Below are 16118 nucleotides of genomic sequence, written 5' to 3'. Positions count from 1 at the left end.
GCTCCGGCCACTGCGGATGGAGGTCCCGAGCGACCGTGGACACGCAAGGCTCCGGGTACGTCGACCCGGCGGACCAGTGGGTGCTCGACCCCGTCACGGGCACCTACCAACTGCGGCTGGAACCGGCCGAGTCACCGGACCCGTCCGCACCGGGCCCCGTACCGCCGGGCCCCGTACCGCCGGGCCCGGCCGGAGCACCTGCCCCGCAGCCCGGCCCCGCCCCGGAATCAGGCACGCGCGCCGGCACCCGTCCCGACCCGGCCCCTGTCTCCGCCTCCTCCTCCGTCCCCGCGCCCTCCGTGCCCCGGCCTCCCGGCAGCCGCCGCGCCCCCTCCGGCCGCGCCGCCCGCCGCGCCGCGGGCGTCGGGCACGGGAACGGCGGCCACGGCGGCGGCACCGGAAGCAGCGGGCCCCCGAGCCGCCGCAAGCCCAAGGAGCGCAAGTCCAAGGCGCTGTTGTGGACGGCCGGCACCATCGGCCTCGCGGTCGTCGCCGGCGGCCTGGGCGGCTACCTCGCCTTCCACCGCACCGGCACCGTCATCCACGCCGTGGACGTCGGCAACGCGGGCAGCGCGGCCTTCTCCTCGACCGGCGCGATGAACCTGCTGGTATTGGGCACGGACAGCCGCGCCGGCCTCGGCCACGAGGCCGGCGACGCGTCCGCGACCGGGCAGGCCGACACCGCGGTGCTGCTGCACCTCTCGGCCGACCGCAGCAACGCCACCGCGGTCAGCATCCCGCCCGACCTGATCACCGACATCCCCGAGTGCCCGGTGGGCAACCAGGTCGTGAAGGGCGCGACCGGGCAGCAGTTCTCGACGGTGCTCGCCGGGCGCGACCCGGGGTGCGCGATGCGGCTGGTCACGCAGATCACCGGGGTGCGGGTGGACCACTTCCTGATGGTGGACTTCGCGGCGGTGCAGAAACTGAGCACGGCGCTCGGCGGGGTGGAGATGTGCCTCAAGGAGCCGCTGCACGACAAGGCGGCCGGACTGTCACTGGACGCGGGCCGGCAGAGGATCGAGGGTGAGCAGGCGCTGGCCCTGGTGCGCGCCAAGCAGGCGCTGCCCGGTACGTCCGGTGTCCCGGCCGGCAGCGACCTGGCCCGGGTGGAGGTCCAGGAGCAGTTCCTGGCCGGGCTGTTCCGTACCGCGGCATCCGGCGCGACCCTGACCGATCCCAAGAAGCTGACCGCGCTGGCCACCACGGCCGCGAGCGTGCTGACCGTGGACACCCCGATCGGCAGCGTCGGCACGCTCGACGACCTGGCCCGGGAGCTCGGCAAGGTCGACCAGAAGCACTTCACGTTCGCCGAGCTGCCAGTGAAGGACAACCCCGCCGACAGCACGCACCACACGGTCGTCCTGGACCAGGCGAAGTCGACCCAGCTGTTCGGGCTGGTCAAGCAGGACATCTCGCTCTCGCGCGGGCCGGTCGCGCCGGACCCCAAGCTGGTCGGATCGAGGACCACCCCGCACAACACCCGGGTGACCGTGCACAACGGCACCGGGACCTTCGGCGCCTCGCAGGACGTCCTCCAGTGGCTCCAGGTCAACGAGGGCGTCAACCGCTCGGCCAACGGCGGCGACGCCGCGAAGCGTTACCCGAAGACGATCCTCGACTACGCCCCCAACCAGGCCGACCAGGCCCGCGAGCTGGCCGCGCTGATGGGCCTGCCCGCTTCGGCGCTGGTCGAGGGGACGAAGGACGTCCCGCGGCTGACGTACATGTCGCTCACTCTGGGCGCGGACTACACCCAGCCGGGCACGCCGATCGCGCCGCCCACCACCCCGCCCGCGGGACTGCGGTCGATCACGGCGGACAGCACCACCTGCGTGGGATAGCTCACACTCCGGAATGTCCGGTGATCACCCATGTGTCCCGCCACCGCGCCCTGTTGATGGCGGCAGGTGGGCGCGGCGGACGGTCCGGGTGCGGTAGGGGCGTGAGTTTCGGGACACCGGTGTGAAAGCATCACCGGACATCGGCATGGTTACGCTGACCGTCGGTGCCGGCCGCAAGGACGCGGACCGGCCGGTGGTGGGGGGCGGACGGTGCCCGTGACACGCGACGTGCCCACCGGCAGGCGAGGTGGGCGCGGGCGGTACGCCTGACACCTGCGTCCGGGGGGACCGGGCGGCACACGGCACCCCGTGGCAAGTCACAGCAAGTCACAGGTGCGGGATGCAACTACAGGCGGCGCCCGACCGTCTGATATCTGGACGGACCGAACTGAAGACCGTCCGGACAGAACACAGCACAGAACACAGCACACAGCACTGAAGACAGCGAAGACAGGACGACGGCTGGCACAGCCGGACCAGTGACGATGGAGGAGTCCGCATGCGCGACGGCAGGATGGGAGGGCCCGGCTACGGGGCTGCTTCCAACCCCGGCGGCCCGGACTGGGACCAGAGCTCCCAGGGCTCCTACCACGACGGCTACCAGCAGGACCTCCGCCAGGGCGGGCACCCGGGCGGCCCGTCGTACCCGGCCTACCAGGACGACTTCGGGGCGTCGCCGGAGCACGACGGCGCGATACCCGGGCCGCGCTCGGCCGAACACCGGACCGGGCGCGGCGACGACGGCGGCCACGGCCCAGGCGGGCCGGAGGGCCCGGGCGGCCCCGGGGGGCCCGGCGGATCCGGCGACGGCCTCGACCCCGCGGGTCAGGGCGGCGGCCACCGGCGCGGCGGGCGGCGCAAGCCCAAGAGCCGCAAGCGCAAGGTGCTCCGCTGGGTGGCGATCGTGGCCGCGGTGGCCGTCCTCGGCTCCGCGGGCGCGGCCTACGGCTACTACGAGTACCTGTCCAGCAAGATCCGCAAGGGCGAGCGCAGCAGCGGCAAGACCAACGTCGCCAAGCCCAAGGCGAACTCGTCGGGCCAGACGCCGATGAACATCATGATCCTCGGCTCCGACACCCGCGCCGACCCCGAGGACGCCAAGCTCGGCGGCGCGGCCGACGCCACCGGCGCACGCGCCGACGTGATCATGATCGCGCACCTGTCGGCCGACCGCAGCAACATGTCGGTGGTCAGCATCCCCCGCGACACCCGGGTGGACATCCCCGAGTGCACCGACCCCAAGTCGCACAAGGTCTACCCGAAGACCAACGACATCATCAACGCCTCGCTCAGCCGGGGCGGCGCGGGCTGCACCCTGGCCGCCGTGCAGAACCTCACCGGTCTGTACATCGACCACTGGCTGACCATCGACTTCGCCGGCGTGGTGAAGATGGCCGACGTGGTCGGCGGTGTCGACGTCTGCGTGAAGGAGAACGTCGACGACCACGCGACCGCGGCCCAGCCCGGCGGCTCGCACCTGCACCTGACCGCGGGCACCCACACCGTCAAGGGCAACCAGGCGCTCCAGTGGCTGCGCACCCGGCACGCCTTCGGCAGTGACGCGGGCCGCTCGAAGGCGCAGCACATGTACATGAGCTCGCTGATCCGCAAGCTGCGCAGCCAGAACCTCTTCACCAACCCGGCGAAGCTCAACAAGATCGCCACCACGGCGATGTCCGCGTTCGAGGTCTCCTCCGAGATCGGCACCCCGAAGAAGCTCTACGACCTCGGCATGCAGCTCAAGACGATCCCGCCGAACCGGATCACGCTGCTGACCATGCCGCGGATCGCCGACCCGCAGGACCCCAACGCGCACTACCTGCCGGCCCCGGACGCCTCGACGGTCTGGTCGCTGATGCGCAACGACGTGGCGATGGACGCCAACGGCAAGGCGAAGACCAGCACCTCGTCGGCCAAGCCGACCACGTCGGCGCCCTCGGGTCCGGCCGCGCAGGCGGCGTCGAGCATCCCGGTCACCGTGGTCAACGGCACCGCGGGCAGCGCGGACGGCGAGGCGACCCCCGGTCGCGCCGGTTCGATCGCCGGCACCCTCAAGACCGCCGGGTTCACCCGGACCACCGCGAGCCAGACCCAGGCACCCCGCCAGGGCACGGTGCTGAACTACCCGTCCAGCGGCGGCGCGCAGAGCAAGTCGGACGCGCTGTCGGTGGCCAAGGCGCTGAAGATCCCGGCGAGCAACGTCAAGGCGTCCACCGACGTGCAGACGATCACCCTCACGATCGGCTCGGACTGGAAGACCGGCACCGACTACGCGAAGACGCTGCCGAAGGCGGGTTCCGTGCCCTCCGACGCCGATGTGATCAACGGCGCGGACACCAAGGGCTGCATGGACATCCTGCCGACCTACCAGTTCTGAGCGTTCTGAGGACGGCGCACACCGCCGCGCGGCACGGACGAGGGGCCCACCGGAAGTTCCGGTGGGCCCCTCGTCCGTCGTCCGTACGGCGCGCCGCGCGCGGGCGGGGTTACACGTCCGCCGGCTGGGGGTGCTCGGCGCCGGTCACCGCGGGGCGGCGGCTGGCGATGACCCGCCGGGCCAGCGAGCGGGGGCTGGTGAGGAAGCCGTAGCCCCAGCACATGTGCATGGTGGCCAGCGCGAGCGGGACGCGCAGCCGGGCGCCGGCGGGCAGGCCGCGGCCGGCCGGCAGCGAGCCGACCGTGATGCCGACGGCGTACGCGGCCGGGACGAGCAGCGCCCAGGGGGTGAGCGCGGCGCCGACCACGATGCCGACCGCATTGGCCAGCAGGGCGGCCGGGGCGGCGAGGTAGCGCAGGTTCACCGAGCCGCGGTGGTAGCGGGTCACCACGCGGCGCCAGCGGCCGTAGTCCTTGTACTGCTTGGCGAGGGTGCGCACGCTGGGCCGGGGCCGGTAGGACACCCGCAGTTCCGGCGAGAACCAGATGAGGTGCCCGGCCTCGCGGATCCGGTAGTTCAGCTCCCAGTCCTGCGCGCGGATGAACTCCACGTTGTAGCCGCCCTGCCGCTCCAGCACCTCGCGGCGGAAGACGCCGAGGTACACGGTGTCGGCGGGGGCGGCGGAACCCCCGGTGTGGAAGGCCGCGTTGCCGACGCCGATCTTCGAGGTCATGGCGGCGGCCACCGCGCGCTCCCAGTCGTTCTCACCCTCGGCGTGCATGATGCCGCCGACGTTGGCCGCACCCGTCTCGTCCAGCAGCCGGACGGCGGTGGCGATGTAGTTCGGCGAGAGCATGCCGTGCCCGTCGACGCGGACCACGACCGGGTGCCGGGACGCCTTGATCGCCGCATTCAGCGCGGCGGGGGTGCGGCCGGTGGGGTTGGGCACCGTGTGGACCCGGGAGTCCTCGGCGACCAGCTCGGCCGCGATCGCGTCGGTACGGTCCACGGACGGGCCGAGCGCGATGACGACTTCGAGCGCGCCCGGGTAGTCCTGTTCCAGGATGTGCCGGACGGAATTGCGCAGATGGCGCTCTTCGTTGAGCACCGGCATGATCACGGAGACGGCCGGGAGCGCGGTGGGGGTGGCGGCGTTCATCCCGGCAAACGTTACCGCTAACGGGGGACACCAGCGCGTGGGGTGAGAGCTGACAGTCCTATTTGTCCCTAGCCTGAACGGGTCAGTACGCAGCCGCCGAGCCGCCGTGTCCTCGCGGTGACCGCTGCGCCGCTCAGTTCGGAGGTCGCCCGTGCCGCCCACCCGACGCCGTCCGCCGCCGGCCGTCGTACGCCCTCCGGCACCGGTACGCGCGCCGGCCTCGGTCCGCACGGCGGCCGGACGGCGGCCGCGCCCGCGACCGCCGGTCCGGCTCAGCACCCGGATCGCGGGCGGGGTGGCACTGCTGGTGATCACCGCGAGTGGTGTGGGTCACGCGGTGGTGACCGGGCTGAACGGCGCGATCAACCGGGTGGACGCGTTCGGCGGCATGCAGAACCGCCCGGGAGACAGCAAGGGCACCAACTTCCTGCTGGTCGGCACCGACGGCCGCGACGGGCTGGACCCGGCGGAGAAGAAGCAGTACCACCTCGGCGGCGCGCCCTGCCACTGCACGGACACGATCATGCTGGTGCACCTCTCCCAGGACCGCCGGCGCGCGAGCGTGGTGAGCATCCCCCGCGACACCTACGTGCAGCTGCCGGACGTCGGCCCGGCGGCCGCGCTGGCGCGGCGGAAGGGGACGGCGGGTGCCAAGGGCACCGGGCCGCACGGTGCCGTCACCGCGAAGCCGGCCGCGCATGTCTCGGCCAAGGCGACCGCCACCTCGGCCGGCGGGCACCCGCTGCCCCCCACCCACCCGGCGAAGATCAACGAGGCGTACGCCGACGGCGGCCCCAAACTCACCGTCAGCACCGTGGAACGGCTGACCGGCGTGCACATCGACCACTACCTGGAGGTCGACTTCGTCAGCTTCATGAAGACCGTGGACGTGCTCGGCGGCGTCCCGGTCTGCACCAAGCGCCCGCTCAAGGACTCCTACACCGGGCTGAACCTGCCGGTGGGCACCACGACCCTCGACGGCGGCGAGGCACTGCAGTACGTGCGCTCCCGGCACATCGACGCCGACTCCGACCTCGGGCGGATGCAGCGCCAGCAGCACTTCGTCGCCCAGGTGATCCACAAGGTCACCGACAGCGGCACCCTGACGAACCCGCTGAGGCTGGAGAAGGTGGCGGGCACCGTACTGGACTCGGTCCGCGCGGACGAGGGGCTGCGGCCGGCCGACCTGATCTCCCTGGCGAGCAGCCTGAAGGGCTTCTCCGCCGACTCCTCGGAGTTCGCTTCGGTGCCGCTGAGCAACCTGGGCTTCTACGTGCCCGGGGTCGGCTCCACCGTGAAGTGGGACACGAACAAGGCCGGCCGGCTGTGGGCGGCCATCCGCGCCGACCGCCCGCTGACCGCGCACCCTGCGACGTCCACCTCGCCGGATGCGTCCCCCTCGGCGCAGTCCCCCGCCTCCAAGGCGGTCAAGGTCGCCGTCGCCCCCAGCGGCATCAGCGTCCGGGTGGCCAACGGCACCGGTATCAACGGGCTGGCCGGGACGGCGCAGCGGGCCCTGCACGCGACCGGGTTCGCCACCCCGGGACTGCCCACCACCGCGGAGCGGCACGTCGCGCGCACCACCATCCGCTACGACCCCCGGTGGGACCGCTCGGCGAAGTCACTGGCAGGCGCGCTGCCCGGCGCCCAGCTGGTCAAGGCGAAGGGGCAGGGACCGGTGATGCAGGTCACGCTCGGCGCGGACTTCAAGGGGCACAGGGTGCAGCCGGTGACCGCGCAGGCGCCGAAGCCGGCCGCCACGGCGCAGACCGGCGAGCAGGCAGGCTGCTGACCCTGCGCTCCACCGCGACGCCGCGGAGATCCACACGACAGTACCTAGCCGTCCAGGCCCTCGGCGGCACGCTCGCGCCGCAGCTCCAGGATCGCGCGGCGGCGGGCCAGCCGGTGGGTGCGGCGGATCTGCGCCTCCTGCCAGCGGCGCCGGTCCCGGTCGGTCTCGGGGATCACCTGCGGCACCCGGCGCGGCTTGCCCTCGGCGTCGACGGCCACGAAGACCAGGTAGGCGCTGGCGACCTGCTCGCCCGGGCCCGCCTGGTTCCAGCGCTCGGCGACCACCCGGACCCCGACCTCCATGGAGGTCTTGCCCGTCCAGTTCACCTGGGCCTTGACCTGGAGCAGGTCGCCGACCCTGACCGGTTCGAGGAAGGCCATCTCGTCCATGGCCCCGGTGACCGCGGGGCCCTCGGAGTGGCGGCCGGCGACCGCGCCCGCGGCGTCGTCGACCAGCTTCATCACCACGCCGCCGTGCACGGTGCCCAGCAGGTTCGTGTCATGGGCGCTCATGATGTGCGAGAGCGTGATGCGGGAAGCGGAGGTGGGCTTGCCCGGGAGAGCGGGGACCTGCGGGGTGGGCAGTGGCTCCCGTGCGGCGGATGAGTCGATCACGCCATCAACTGTAAGTCGCCGGTGAAGACTGTCGCGGTCCGGTATGTGTCTGTCGCGGACCGGCTGCGATCGGTGGCCGAATGCATCGGATCTGCTACAGAACCGCCGGTGATTGCGGGTCCGGCGGCGGGCGCGGGCACACTGGCGGGCATGAACGGTTGGAGCGATGACACCGAGCGGCGCAGGCTTGTCGAGCCTCCGCTGCCCCCAGAACTGTCGCCGCGCCGTGCCGCAGCTGCCCACGGCGGGGTCCCGCCGCAGCAGGCGCGGCGGCCGCAGCCGGGTGTGCTGCCGGGCAGCGGATCGGGTGACGGCTACGGGCCGCCGAGCACCGGCGGGCCGGGTGGCCGGGGACCGCGCGGACCGCGCTGGAGCACCCGCAAGAAGATCGGCTACACCGCGCTGGGTCTGGTCGTGGTGCTGCTCGTGGTGTCGGTCTCCACGTACTTCTGGGCCGACTCCAAGGTGCGCCGCGAGGTGGACCTGAGCGCCATCAACAAGGAGCAGGGCGCCCCCGCCAAGGGCAAGGGCACCAACTACCTCATCGTGGGCTCCGACAGCCGCGAGGGCCTGACCAAGGCCCAGGAGAAGGCCCTGCACACCGGTTCCGACTCCGGCCAGCGCACCGACTCGATGATGATCCTGCACACCGGCAGCAACGGCAGCACGATGCTGAGCCTGCCCCGCGACTCCTACGTGAACATCCCGTCGTTCTACGGCAAGGAGACCAAGAAGGAGTACGCGGCCTCCACCCACAAGCTCAACAAGGCGTACGCGGACGGCGGCCCCGAGCTGCTGACCCGTACCGTCGAGCACGACACGGGCATCCACATCGACCACTACGCGGAGATCGGCTTCTCCGGCTTCGTGAACCTGGTCGACGCGCTCGGCGGAGTGAAGCTCTGCCTGGACGCACCGCTGAAGGACGAGGCGTCCGGCGCGGACCTCCAGAAGGGCTGCCAGAAGGTCAACGGCAAGGAGTCCCTCGCCTACGTCCGCGAGCGGCACCAGGAGGCGGACCAGGACCTGGGCCGGATGAAGCACCAGCAGCAGTTCCTGGCCACGCTGGCGCACCAGGCGGCGTCGCCGTCGACCATCCTCAACCCGTTCAAGCTCTATCCGGTGATCGGCTCCGGCCTGGACACCCTGGTGGTGGACAAGGGCATGAGCCTGCTCGACCTGACGCACATGTTCTTCGCGATGAAGAGCGTCAGCGGCGGCAGCGGCCACCAGCTGACGGTGCCGATAGCCAACGCCAACTACGAGACCTCGGACGGCGACGCCGTGCTGTGGGACAAGACGAAGGCGGACCAGCTCTTCACCGAACTTCAGCAGGACCAGAAGGTCGACGCGAGCTGAGCACCGGCCGGTCGCCCCGCGCACCGGCATACAGCGGCCCCGGCACCCGGGAAGGGTGCCGGGGCCGCTGCCGTCACGACGGGTCGGACACGGCTACTGGGCGACCGGCATCCCGGTCACGGCCGGCACCCACTGGTCCAGCTCGGCACGCCAGTAGCGGCCGATGTTCAGCCGGGTCGGCTTCGGCTGGTTGGGCAGCTGGAACCGCATCGAGCTCCACACCGCGTTGCGCTGGACCTGGCTGACCAGGCCGGCGGCCTCCTGCCGGGGTATCGCGGCCACCAGTTCCTTGGGGCGCGCGCTCATCCGGCCGGCCTTGTGGAAGACCACGGCCTGCTCGGTGACGGTGACGAAGTAGTACTTCACGAACGCCTGGCCCAGCGCCCCGATCGCGGCGATCGCCCACGGGCTCGGGCCGGTCTGGACGTGGATCGTGGCGATCGGCCGGTCCCCCGGGTTGATCTGTGCGATGGCCTGTGCCACCTGCTCCTGCATGGTGGATTTGCGAATGGCCATGGAAGTGCCCCCATTTTTCGACGTGCTGACGAGACGACGACGCCGCCGCCGGCGAACCGGCGGCGGCGTCGCAGCGTACCGCCCTCAAACGTGTCGGGGACATGCGGAGCGCGTCGTCGAGACGCACCCGTGACGAACCCGAGGGGTCAGTGGCGCGCGGTGGCGTTCCGGCGGCGCAGACCGAACACCGCGCCACCGCCGACGACCACCAGGGCGCCCGCGATACCCGCGATCATCCCGGTGTTGCTGCCGCCACCGGTCTCGGCGAGGCTGCCGCTCGCCGAGGGGGAGGGGGAGCTGGTGTCGGCCACGGCGGCGGCCGAAGTGCTCGCCACGGCGGACGGGCTGGCCGACGGCGCGGTCGAGGGGGAGGTGGACGGCGACGCGGAAGGCGACGTCGAGGCCGGCGGACTGGTCGGCGGGGTCTTGGTGCCGCAGTCGGTGCTCGGCAGCGTGACGCCGTTGTCCACCGGCTTGTCCTGGAAGTAGTTCGCGACCGAGGCGAGCACCTGGTAGTGCGTGCCGGCGGCCCACGGCACCGAGATGCTGAAGTCGCCGCTGCGGTCGGTGAACTGCTGGGTGGCGACCTGCTTGCCGCTGTCGTCCTTGACGGTGATCGTCACCGGACGGGTGCCGTCGGTGTCGTGCACCGTGATGACTCCGTTGCCGCTGGCCTGGTCACAAGTGGCGGACCCGGTGAACGAGAAGTCATTGATGTTGCAAGCTGACGCGGTGCCTGCGACGCCCAGCGCGAGAGCGGCTGCGGCGGAGGCAACGCCTACGGTACGCACCGTAAGAGAGGTGCGGCGGGATATGGACACGTTTGCCCTTCACAGATTCGGAGCAGAAGCGCGGATGGCCACCCAGTGGGTGACGAACGCCCCCCGTCTCCACTGTTGGCCCACACAGCTCTACAAGTGTGGGCGACCGCTTGTCAATTGATCGCAAATCGCCCACTAAACCTTTCCAACCACCCAAAGTTCGCCCAAGCGGTCACGCCCCGGCGTGCCTTTATTACAGAGTTGAGACGTACCCGGGGCGACCGGAACGGGCAGCGGGGACTCAGCCCTTGAGGAGCTGACGGGCCATCACGATCCGCTGCACCTGGTTCGTGCCCTCGTAGATCTGGGTGATCTTCGCGTCGCGCATCATGCGCTCCAGCGGGTAGTCGCGGGTATAGCCGTAGCCGCCCAGGAGCTGCACCGCGTCCGTGGTGATCTCCATCGCGGCGTCGGAGGCGTAGCACTTGGCGGCGGCGCCGAAGAAGGTCAGGTCGGGGTCGGAGCGCTCCGACCTGGCGGCGGCCGCGTACGTGATCTGCCGGGCGGCCTCCAGCTTCATCGCCATGTCCGCGAGCATGAACTGGATGCCCTGGAACTCGGCGATCGCCTTGCCGAACTGCTTGCGCTCCTGGACGTACCCCTTGGCGTAGTCCAGGGCGCCCTGGGCGATGCCCAGCGCCTGCGCGGCGATGGTGACGCGGGTGTGGTCCAGGGTCTTCATCGCGGTGGCGAAGCCGGTGCCCTCCGCGCCGATCATCCGGTCCGCGGGGATGCGGACGTTGTCGAAGTAGACCTCGCGGGTCGGGGAGCCCTTGATGCCGAGCTTCTTCTCGGGGGCGCCGAAGGAGACGCCCTCGTCGCCCTTCTCGACCACGAACGCGGAGATGCCCTTGGACCGCTTCTCGGGGTCGGTCACGGCCATCACCGTGTAGAACTCCGAGACGCCCGCGTTGGTGATCCAGCGCTTGACGCCGTTGAGGACGTAGAAGTCGCCGTCGCGCACCGCGCGCGTCTTCATGCCCGCCGCGTCGGAACCGGCCTCGGGCTCCGACAGCGCGTAGGAGAACATGCCCTCCTTGCGGGCCAGCGCGCCCAGATACTTGGCCTTCAGCTCCTCCGAGCCGGACAGCTGCACCGGCATCGAGCCGAGCTTGTTGACCGCCGGGATGAGCGAGGAGGACGCGCAGACCCGGGCGACCTCCTCGATCACGATCACCGTGGACAGCGCGTCGGCGCCCGAGCCGTCGTACGCCTCCGGTACGTGGATGGCGTGCAGGTCGTTGGTCTCCAGGGCGTCGCGCGCCTCCTGGGGGAAGCGGGCCTGCTCGTCGACCTCGGCGGCGAAGGGGGCGATCTTGGCCTCGGCGAGCGACCGGACGGCATCGCGGAGCATCTCGTGCTCCTCGGAGGTCCGGAAAAGGTCGAAGTCCGCTGCTGAGGCCATGAAATCCCACTCCCGAGTACTCGCTACTGTCCGGTAACCCCGTAAGCCTACGATCGTAGGACGGCAGGGGCCACCGGGTCCCGCACGTGTGCTGTCTCCCCCCGCGTGACGTTCGCGACACCCCGGCCGCGCCGGTCAGGACACGTGCGTACCGAGCTCGTCGACGCCGTCGGTGGTGGCCATGTAGTGCGCCATGGTGTCGTTGCGCATCGCCTCCCACAGCTCGCTGGTGGCGTTGGCGTCCAGCAGCACGACCGACTGCTTGTCGATCGTGTCGAAGCCCGCCACGGGCGCGTTCATGAACGCCATGTCCTTGGAGCGCACCCCGCGCATGTTCCACACCAGGTCGCGCAGGTCGCCGTTGGAGAGCTTGTCGTCGAAGCTGACCACCGAGGTGACCTGGTCGAGGGTGCGCTTGAGCTTGAGCGGGTTGGTGAAGGTGCCGGTGGAGAGCATCTTGCCCAGCACGGCGCGCAGGAAGTTCTGCTGGCGGTGGGTGCGGTCGAGGTCGCCGCGCGGCAGGCCGTAGCGCTCGCGGACGTAGTCCAGCGCCTCCGAGCCGTTCATGTGGTGGGTGCCGGCGGTCCACACCCCGCCGGGTCCGTTGCGCCGCGAGACGGTCTTGTCGACGGTGATGTCCACCCCGCCGACCGCGTCGGTGAGCTTCTTGAAGCCGCTCCAGTCGATCACCATCAGGTGGTCGATCTTCACCTTCGTCAGGCGCTGCACGGTGTCGATCAGGAGCGGCGGGCCGCCCCAGGAGAAGGCCGCGTTCAGCTTGGCCATGCCGTGGCCGGGGATGTTCACCCAGGAGTCGCGCGGCAGCGAGACGACGTAGGCGTTCTTGTGGTTCGCGGGTATGTGCACCAGCATCATCGTGTCGCTGCGCTGGGCGCCCGGCTTCCACTCGGCGGCCTTGGCGCCCTTGCCGGTGGTGGGCAGGTCGGACCTGGCGTCGAGGCCGACCAGCAGGAAGGTCTGGCTGCCGCCCTTCGACGGCTTCGGCTGCGCCGAGGCGGGCACGTCGGTGGGGAAGGCGTTCGGGATGCGCTGCACCCGGCCGGTGTAGTGGTGGTACGCCCAGTAGCCGGTGCCCGCGATCAGCAGCACACCGGCGCACAGCAGGCTCAGGGCCCCGTAGAGCACCCGGCGGGTCCGGCGCCGGCGGCGCGCACGGCGGTCGGGCTCGCCCTCGGGAGCGGCGGGCTCAGGGCCGGCGGGCTCCTCGGGGACGCCCGGATCGGCCGTGCCGGGCTCAGCGGTGCCGGGCCCGGTCGCGCCCTCGGAGCCCGGCTCGGCGGCATCCTCGGCCCCGCGCTCCGACATCAGGTCGTCGAGCCGCGCCGGCGGCTCCGCCCCGGTTTCGTCCGTGACCTCCGTGACACCCCTGGTTGCCGTGGCGTCCCCGGTCGCCGTGACGTGCACCGCTCCCCCGGCGGCCCCGGCGGCCGCCGCGTCCGCATCCTTCGCGCTCCCGCCCGCCCCCGTAGCGTCCGGACCCTCGCCCGTCCCGTCCGGTCTGCCCTCTTCCGACATGACGCACCCCCACCCCGGTAGACCTGTGGATCTATGCACGCATTGTGGCCCTCTGGCCACGCCCCCATCCTGGATTTGACCCAGCCCGTGCCGACTATGCTTCGGCCCATGCCTCTGAAGCTCACCGTCATCGGCACCGGTTACCTCGGCGCCACCCACGCCGCCGCCATGGCCGAGCTGGGATTCGAGGTGCTCGGCCTCGACATCGACGAGGGCAAGGTCGCCCTGCTCTCCCAGGGCCGGACGCCGATCTACGAGCCCGGTCTCGACGACATGCTCGCCCGCCACGTGGTGGGACTGGAGGGCTCCAGCGGCAGGTTGCGCTTCACCACCTCGTGGCAGGAGGTGGCCGAGTTCGGCGACGTGCACTTCGTGTGCGTCAACACCCCGCAGAAGCAGGGCGAGTACGGCTGCGACATGAGCCACGTGGACAGCGCCTTCGCCCTGCTCGCCCCGCACCTGCGGCGGCCCGCGCTGGTGGTCGGCAAGTCCACCGTGCCGGTGGGCAGTGCGGCCCGGCTGGCCGGAAAGCTGCGCGAACTGGCCCCCGCCGGCGACGAGGTGGAGCTCGCCTGGAACCCGGAGTTCCTGCGCGAGGGCTTCGCGGTGCAGGACACCATGCACCCGGACCGGATCGTGGTGGGCGTGGCGAGCGAGCGCGCCGAGTCACTCCTGCGGGAGGTTTACTCAGGACCCGTCGCAGAAGGGACGCCGTTCCTCGTCGCGGACTATCCGACCTCGGAACTGGTGAAGACCGCCGCGAACGCCTTCCTGGCCACGAAGATCTCCTTCATCAACGCCATGGCCGAGGTGTGCGAGTCCGCCGGCGGCGACGTCGCGATGCTGGCGCAGGCCATAGGGCACGACGACCGGATCGGCCACAAGTTCCTGCGGGCCGGCATCGGCTTCGGCGGCGGCTGCCTGCCCAAGGACATCCGGGCGTTCATGGCCCGGGCCGGCGAGCTGGGCGCCGACCAGGCGCTGACGTTCCTGCGCGAGGTCGACTCGGTCAACATGCGGCGCCGCACGCACATGGTGGAACTCGCCCGCGAGGCGCTGGGCGGGAGCTTCCTGGGCCGCCGGATCGCGGTGCTCGGCGCCACGTTCAAGCCGGACTCCGACGACGTGCGCGACTCCCCCGCGCTCAATGTCGCCGGCCAGATCCACCTCCAGGGCGGCCAGGTCACCGTCTACGACCCCAAGGGCATGGACAACGCCCGCCGGGTCTTCCCCACCCTCGGCTACGCCCGGAGCGCGCTCGACGCCGTGCGCGGCGCCGACATCGTCCTGCACCTCACCGAGTGGCGGGAGTTCCGCGAGCTGGACCCCGCGCGACTGGCCGAGGTGGCCGGCCAGCGGCACCTCCTCGACGGGCGCAACGCGCTGGACGCCGAGCAGTGGCGGAAGGCCGGTTGGACCTACCGCGCGATGGGCCGCCCGAACGCGTAGCCCCACCCGGGCCGTTCGCCCCCGCCAGGGTCACTTCCTGCCGCGGTACGCCCGCATCTTGGCGCGGCTGCCGCAGATCGCCATCGAGCACCAGCGGCCGCGCCCTGCCGGGCTGCGGTCGTAGTAGACCCAGCGGCAGGTGTCGGCCGCGCACGCCTTCAGGCGCGGCCAGGTGCCCTCCGCCGCGGCCGCGGCGATCACGGCTGCCACCTCCGCGGTGAGGGCGGCGACGCCCCCGGAGGCGGGCACCGGGACCACCGTGGCACCGCCCGCCGGATCGACCGCGAGCCGCAGCGGAGCGGCGGCGAGCAATCCGTCGAGCGCGGCCAGGGCGCCCGGGGGCACGTCGGCGCCCGCGTGCGCGGAGCAGACGTCCCGAAGCGCCTCCCGCAGCACCAGGACGTCGTGCAGCCCGGCCCGGTCGAAGCCGCGGGGGCCGACGGCGATGCCGCGCCCGCGCACCCAGGCGGTCAGGGCCGACGGCGTGTCCAGTTCCTCCGTGCCGCCTTCCAGGTCAACGGTGTTGACCAGGTCCTGCACCAGCCGCAGCGACTCGGGGGCGGCGTAGCGCTCTCCTGGCTGTTCCACCCTCGCAACGTTACTGCCGGATCTCCCTTGCATCGTTACCCCTGCCCCACCATCATGAGGTAACGGTTACCGGCTCACGCCCTCCACTGGTAACAGGCGCGCACGACCCGCCCCGGGCCGCCCGTTCGCCTGTGCGCCAATGACGCTCCCGGAAGGAGCCCGCATGATCGGCACCCTCGGCGCGGTCGTCCTCGACTGCCCCGATCCCACCTCGCTCGCCGCCTTCTACGCCGAACTCGTCGGCGGCACCGTCAAGGCCGAGGACGAGGACGAGACGTGGGTCGACCTCGACCGCGAGGGCGGCCAGATGCTGTCCTTCCAGTTCGCCCCGGACCACCGCCCTCCCGCCTGGCCCGACCCGGAGCGGCCCCAGCAGTTCCATCTCGACATCGCCGTGCCGCGTGCCGAGATGGCGGCGGCCGAGGAGGTCGTCCTCGGCCTGGGCGCGACCCTGCTCGAGGACGACCTCGGGGGCAAGCGCAACTGGCGGGTGTACGCGGACCCGGCCGGGCACCCCTTCTGCCTGTGCGCGTGCTGACGTCGGGCCGCCGCGCGTGCTGACGTCCGGCCGCCGTACATGCTGAGCTCTCTGCGGCGGGCGGGCTGACACCCTCCTCACGCGAGCCCCTCCCCCGGAGCGCCCGGGCCCCGGCCCAAC

At 71.7% G+C, this 16118-nt stretch carries 13 protein-coding genes; 6 read left to right on the top strand and 7 right to left on the bottom strand.

The window, feature by feature from the left end; all coding sequences use genetic code 11:
- The first annotated feature begins 35 nt into the window (after window positions 1-35).
- Both C4U44_RS37760 and C4U44_RS37755 read left to right on the top strand, forming a co-directional pair.
- Window positions 36-1844 (top strand): LCP family protein, encoded by a 1809-nt coding sequence (locus C4U44_RS37760; protein WP_103890643.1) that lies wholly within the window; start codon window positions 36-38, stop codon window positions 1842-1844.
- Between the two features lie 499 nt (window positions 1845-2343).
- A complete protein-coding gene (locus C4U44_RS37755; RefSeq protein WP_235032639.1) occupies window positions 2344-4221 on the top strand; it encodes an LCP family protein in 1878 nt (625 codons plus the stop codon).
- A gap of 109 nt (window positions 4222-4330) precedes the next feature.
- Here the strand turns inward: C4U44_RS37755 and C4U44_RS37750 are convergent, their stop codons facing one another.
- Window positions 4331-5380, bottom strand: a complete 1050-nt coding sequence (locus C4U44_RS37750; protein ID WP_103890642.1) for a glycosyltransferase family 2 protein — start codon at window positions 5378-5380, stop codon at window positions 4331-4333.
- 151 nt (window positions 5381-5531) lie between these two features.
- On the opposite strand from C4U44_RS37750, the gene C4U44_RS37745 reads away from it, so the two are divergent.
- Window positions 5532-7172 (top strand): LCP family protein, encoded by a 1641-nt coding sequence (locus tag C4U44_RS37745; RefSeq protein ID WP_200823547.1) that lies wholly within the window; start codon window positions 5532-5534, stop codon window positions 7170-7172.
- A 44-nt stretch (window positions 7173-7216) separates the two neighbouring features.
- On the opposite strand, the gene C4U44_RS37740 is transcribed toward C4U44_RS37745, so the two are convergent.
- The gene (locus tag C4U44_RS37740) at window positions 7217-7684 is read right to left on the bottom strand and encodes an acyl-CoA thioesterase (protein WP_103890664.1); all 468 of its coding nucleotides are present in this window, start codon (window positions 7682-7684) and stop codon (window positions 7217-7219) included.
- Window positions 7685-7936: 252 nt separating this feature from the next.
- Between C4U44_RS37740 and C4U44_RS37735 the strand changes: the two genes are divergently transcribed.
- Window positions 7937-9145: an LCP family protein gene (locus C4U44_RS37735; protein ID WP_103890663.1), complete on the top strand. Its 1209-nt coding sequence runs from the start codon at window positions 7937-7939 to the stop codon at window positions 9143-9145.
- Window positions 9146-9238: 93 nt separating this feature from the next.
- Here C4U44_RS37735 and C4U44_RS37730 read toward each other — a convergent pair whose 3' ends face one another.
- The 4 genes from C4U44_RS37730 to C4U44_RS37715 all read right to left on the bottom strand — a co-directional run bounded on the left by C4U44_RS37730 (window position 9239) and on the right by C4U44_RS37715 (window position 13312).
- Complete coding sequence (locus tag C4U44_RS37730) at window positions 9239-9661, bottom strand: hypothetical protein (protein ID WP_146088437.1); 423 nt, start codon at window positions 9659-9661, stop codon at window positions 9239-9241.
- A gap of 146 nt (window positions 9662-9807) precedes the next feature.
- Window positions 9808-10482, bottom strand: coding sequence for an LAETG motif-containing sortase-dependent surface protein (locus C4U44_RS37725; RefSeq protein ID WP_103890639.1), 675 nt, complete (start codon window positions 10480-10482; stop codon window positions 9808-9810).
- Between the two features lie 241 nt (window positions 10483-10723).
- The gene (locus C4U44_RS37720; RefSeq protein ID WP_103890638.1) at window positions 10724-11887 is read right to left on the bottom strand and encodes an acyl-CoA dehydrogenase family protein; all 1164 of its coding nucleotides are present in this window, start codon (window positions 11885-11887) and stop codon (window positions 10724-10726) included.
- A 135-nt stretch (window positions 11888-12022) separates the two neighbouring features.
- Window positions 12023-13312, bottom strand: a complete 1290-nt coding sequence (locus C4U44_RS37715; protein ID WP_235032637.1) for an LCP family protein — start codon at window positions 13310-13312, stop codon at window positions 12023-12025.
- Between the two features lie 219 nt (window positions 13313-13531).
- Here C4U44_RS37715 and C4U44_RS37710 point away from each other — a divergent pair, with 219 nt between their 5' ends.
- On the top strand, window positions 13532-14872 hold the full coding sequence (locus tag C4U44_RS37710) for a UDP-glucose dehydrogenase family protein (RefSeq protein WP_103890637.1): 1341 nt from the start codon (window positions 13532-13534) through the stop codon (window positions 14870-14872).
- A gap of 30 nt (window positions 14873-14902) precedes the next feature.
- On the opposite strand, the gene C4U44_RS37705 is transcribed toward C4U44_RS37710, so the two are convergent.
- Complete coding sequence (locus tag C4U44_RS37705; protein WP_235032636.1) at window positions 14903-15460, bottom strand: CGNR zinc finger domain-containing protein; 558 nt, start codon at window positions 15458-15460, stop codon at window positions 14903-14905.
- Between the two features lie 163 nt (window positions 15461-15623).
- Here C4U44_RS37705 and C4U44_RS37700 point away from each other — a divergent pair, with 163 nt between their 5' ends.
- Window positions 15624-15998 carry a VOC family protein gene (locus C4U44_RS37700; RefSeq protein ID WP_103890635.1) on the top strand — a complete coding sequence of 125 codons (375 nt, stop codon included), beginning with the start codon at window positions 15624-15626 and terminating at the stop codon, window positions 15996-15998.
- Window positions 15999-16118: the final 120 nt, after the last annotated feature.

This window comes from Actinacidiphila yanglinensis (assembly GCF_900107965.1).
Classification (GTDB): domain Bacteria; phylum Actinomycetota; class Actinomycetes; order Streptomycetales; family Streptomycetaceae; genus Actinacidiphila; species Actinacidiphila yanglinensis.
Note: the sequence above shows the minus strand (reverse complement) of the source record. Positions and strands in the feature narration are given on the sequence as shown.

Excerpts from the sequence above, each read along its gene's own strand:
- C4U44_RS37730 (WP_146088437.1), bottom strand. The coding sequence starts at position 9,661 with ATGGCCATTCGCAAATCCACCATGCAGGAGCAGGTGGCACAGGCCATC.
- C4U44_RS37755 (WP_235032639.1), top strand. The coding sequence starts at position 2,344 with ATGCGCGACGGCAGGATGGGAGGGCCCGGCTACGGGGCTGCTTCCAAC.
- C4U44_RS37700 (WP_103890635.1), top strand. The coding sequence starts at position 15,624 with ATGATCGGCACCCTCGGCGCGGTCGTCCTCGACTGCCCCGATCCCACC.
- C4U44_RS37710 (WP_103890637.1), top strand. The coding sequence starts at position 13,532 with ATGCCTCTGAAGCTCACCGTCATCGGCACCGGTTACCTCGGCGCCACC.
- C4U44_RS37740 (WP_103890664.1), bottom strand. The coding sequence starts at position 7,684 with ATGAGCGCCCATGACACGAACCTGCTGGGCACCGTGCACGGCGGCGTG.
- C4U44_RS37735 (WP_103890663.1), top strand. The coding sequence starts at position 7,937 with ATGAACGGTTGGAGCGATGACACCGAGCGGCGCAGGCTTGTCGAGCCT.
- C4U44_RS37720 (WP_103890638.1), bottom strand. The coding sequence starts at position 11,887 with ATGGCCTCAGCAGCGGACTTCGACCTTTTCCGGACCTCCGAGGAGCAC.
- C4U44_RS37750 (WP_103890642.1), bottom strand. The coding sequence starts at position 5,380 with ATGAACGCCGCCACCCCCACCGCGCTCCCGGCCGTCTCCGTGATCATG.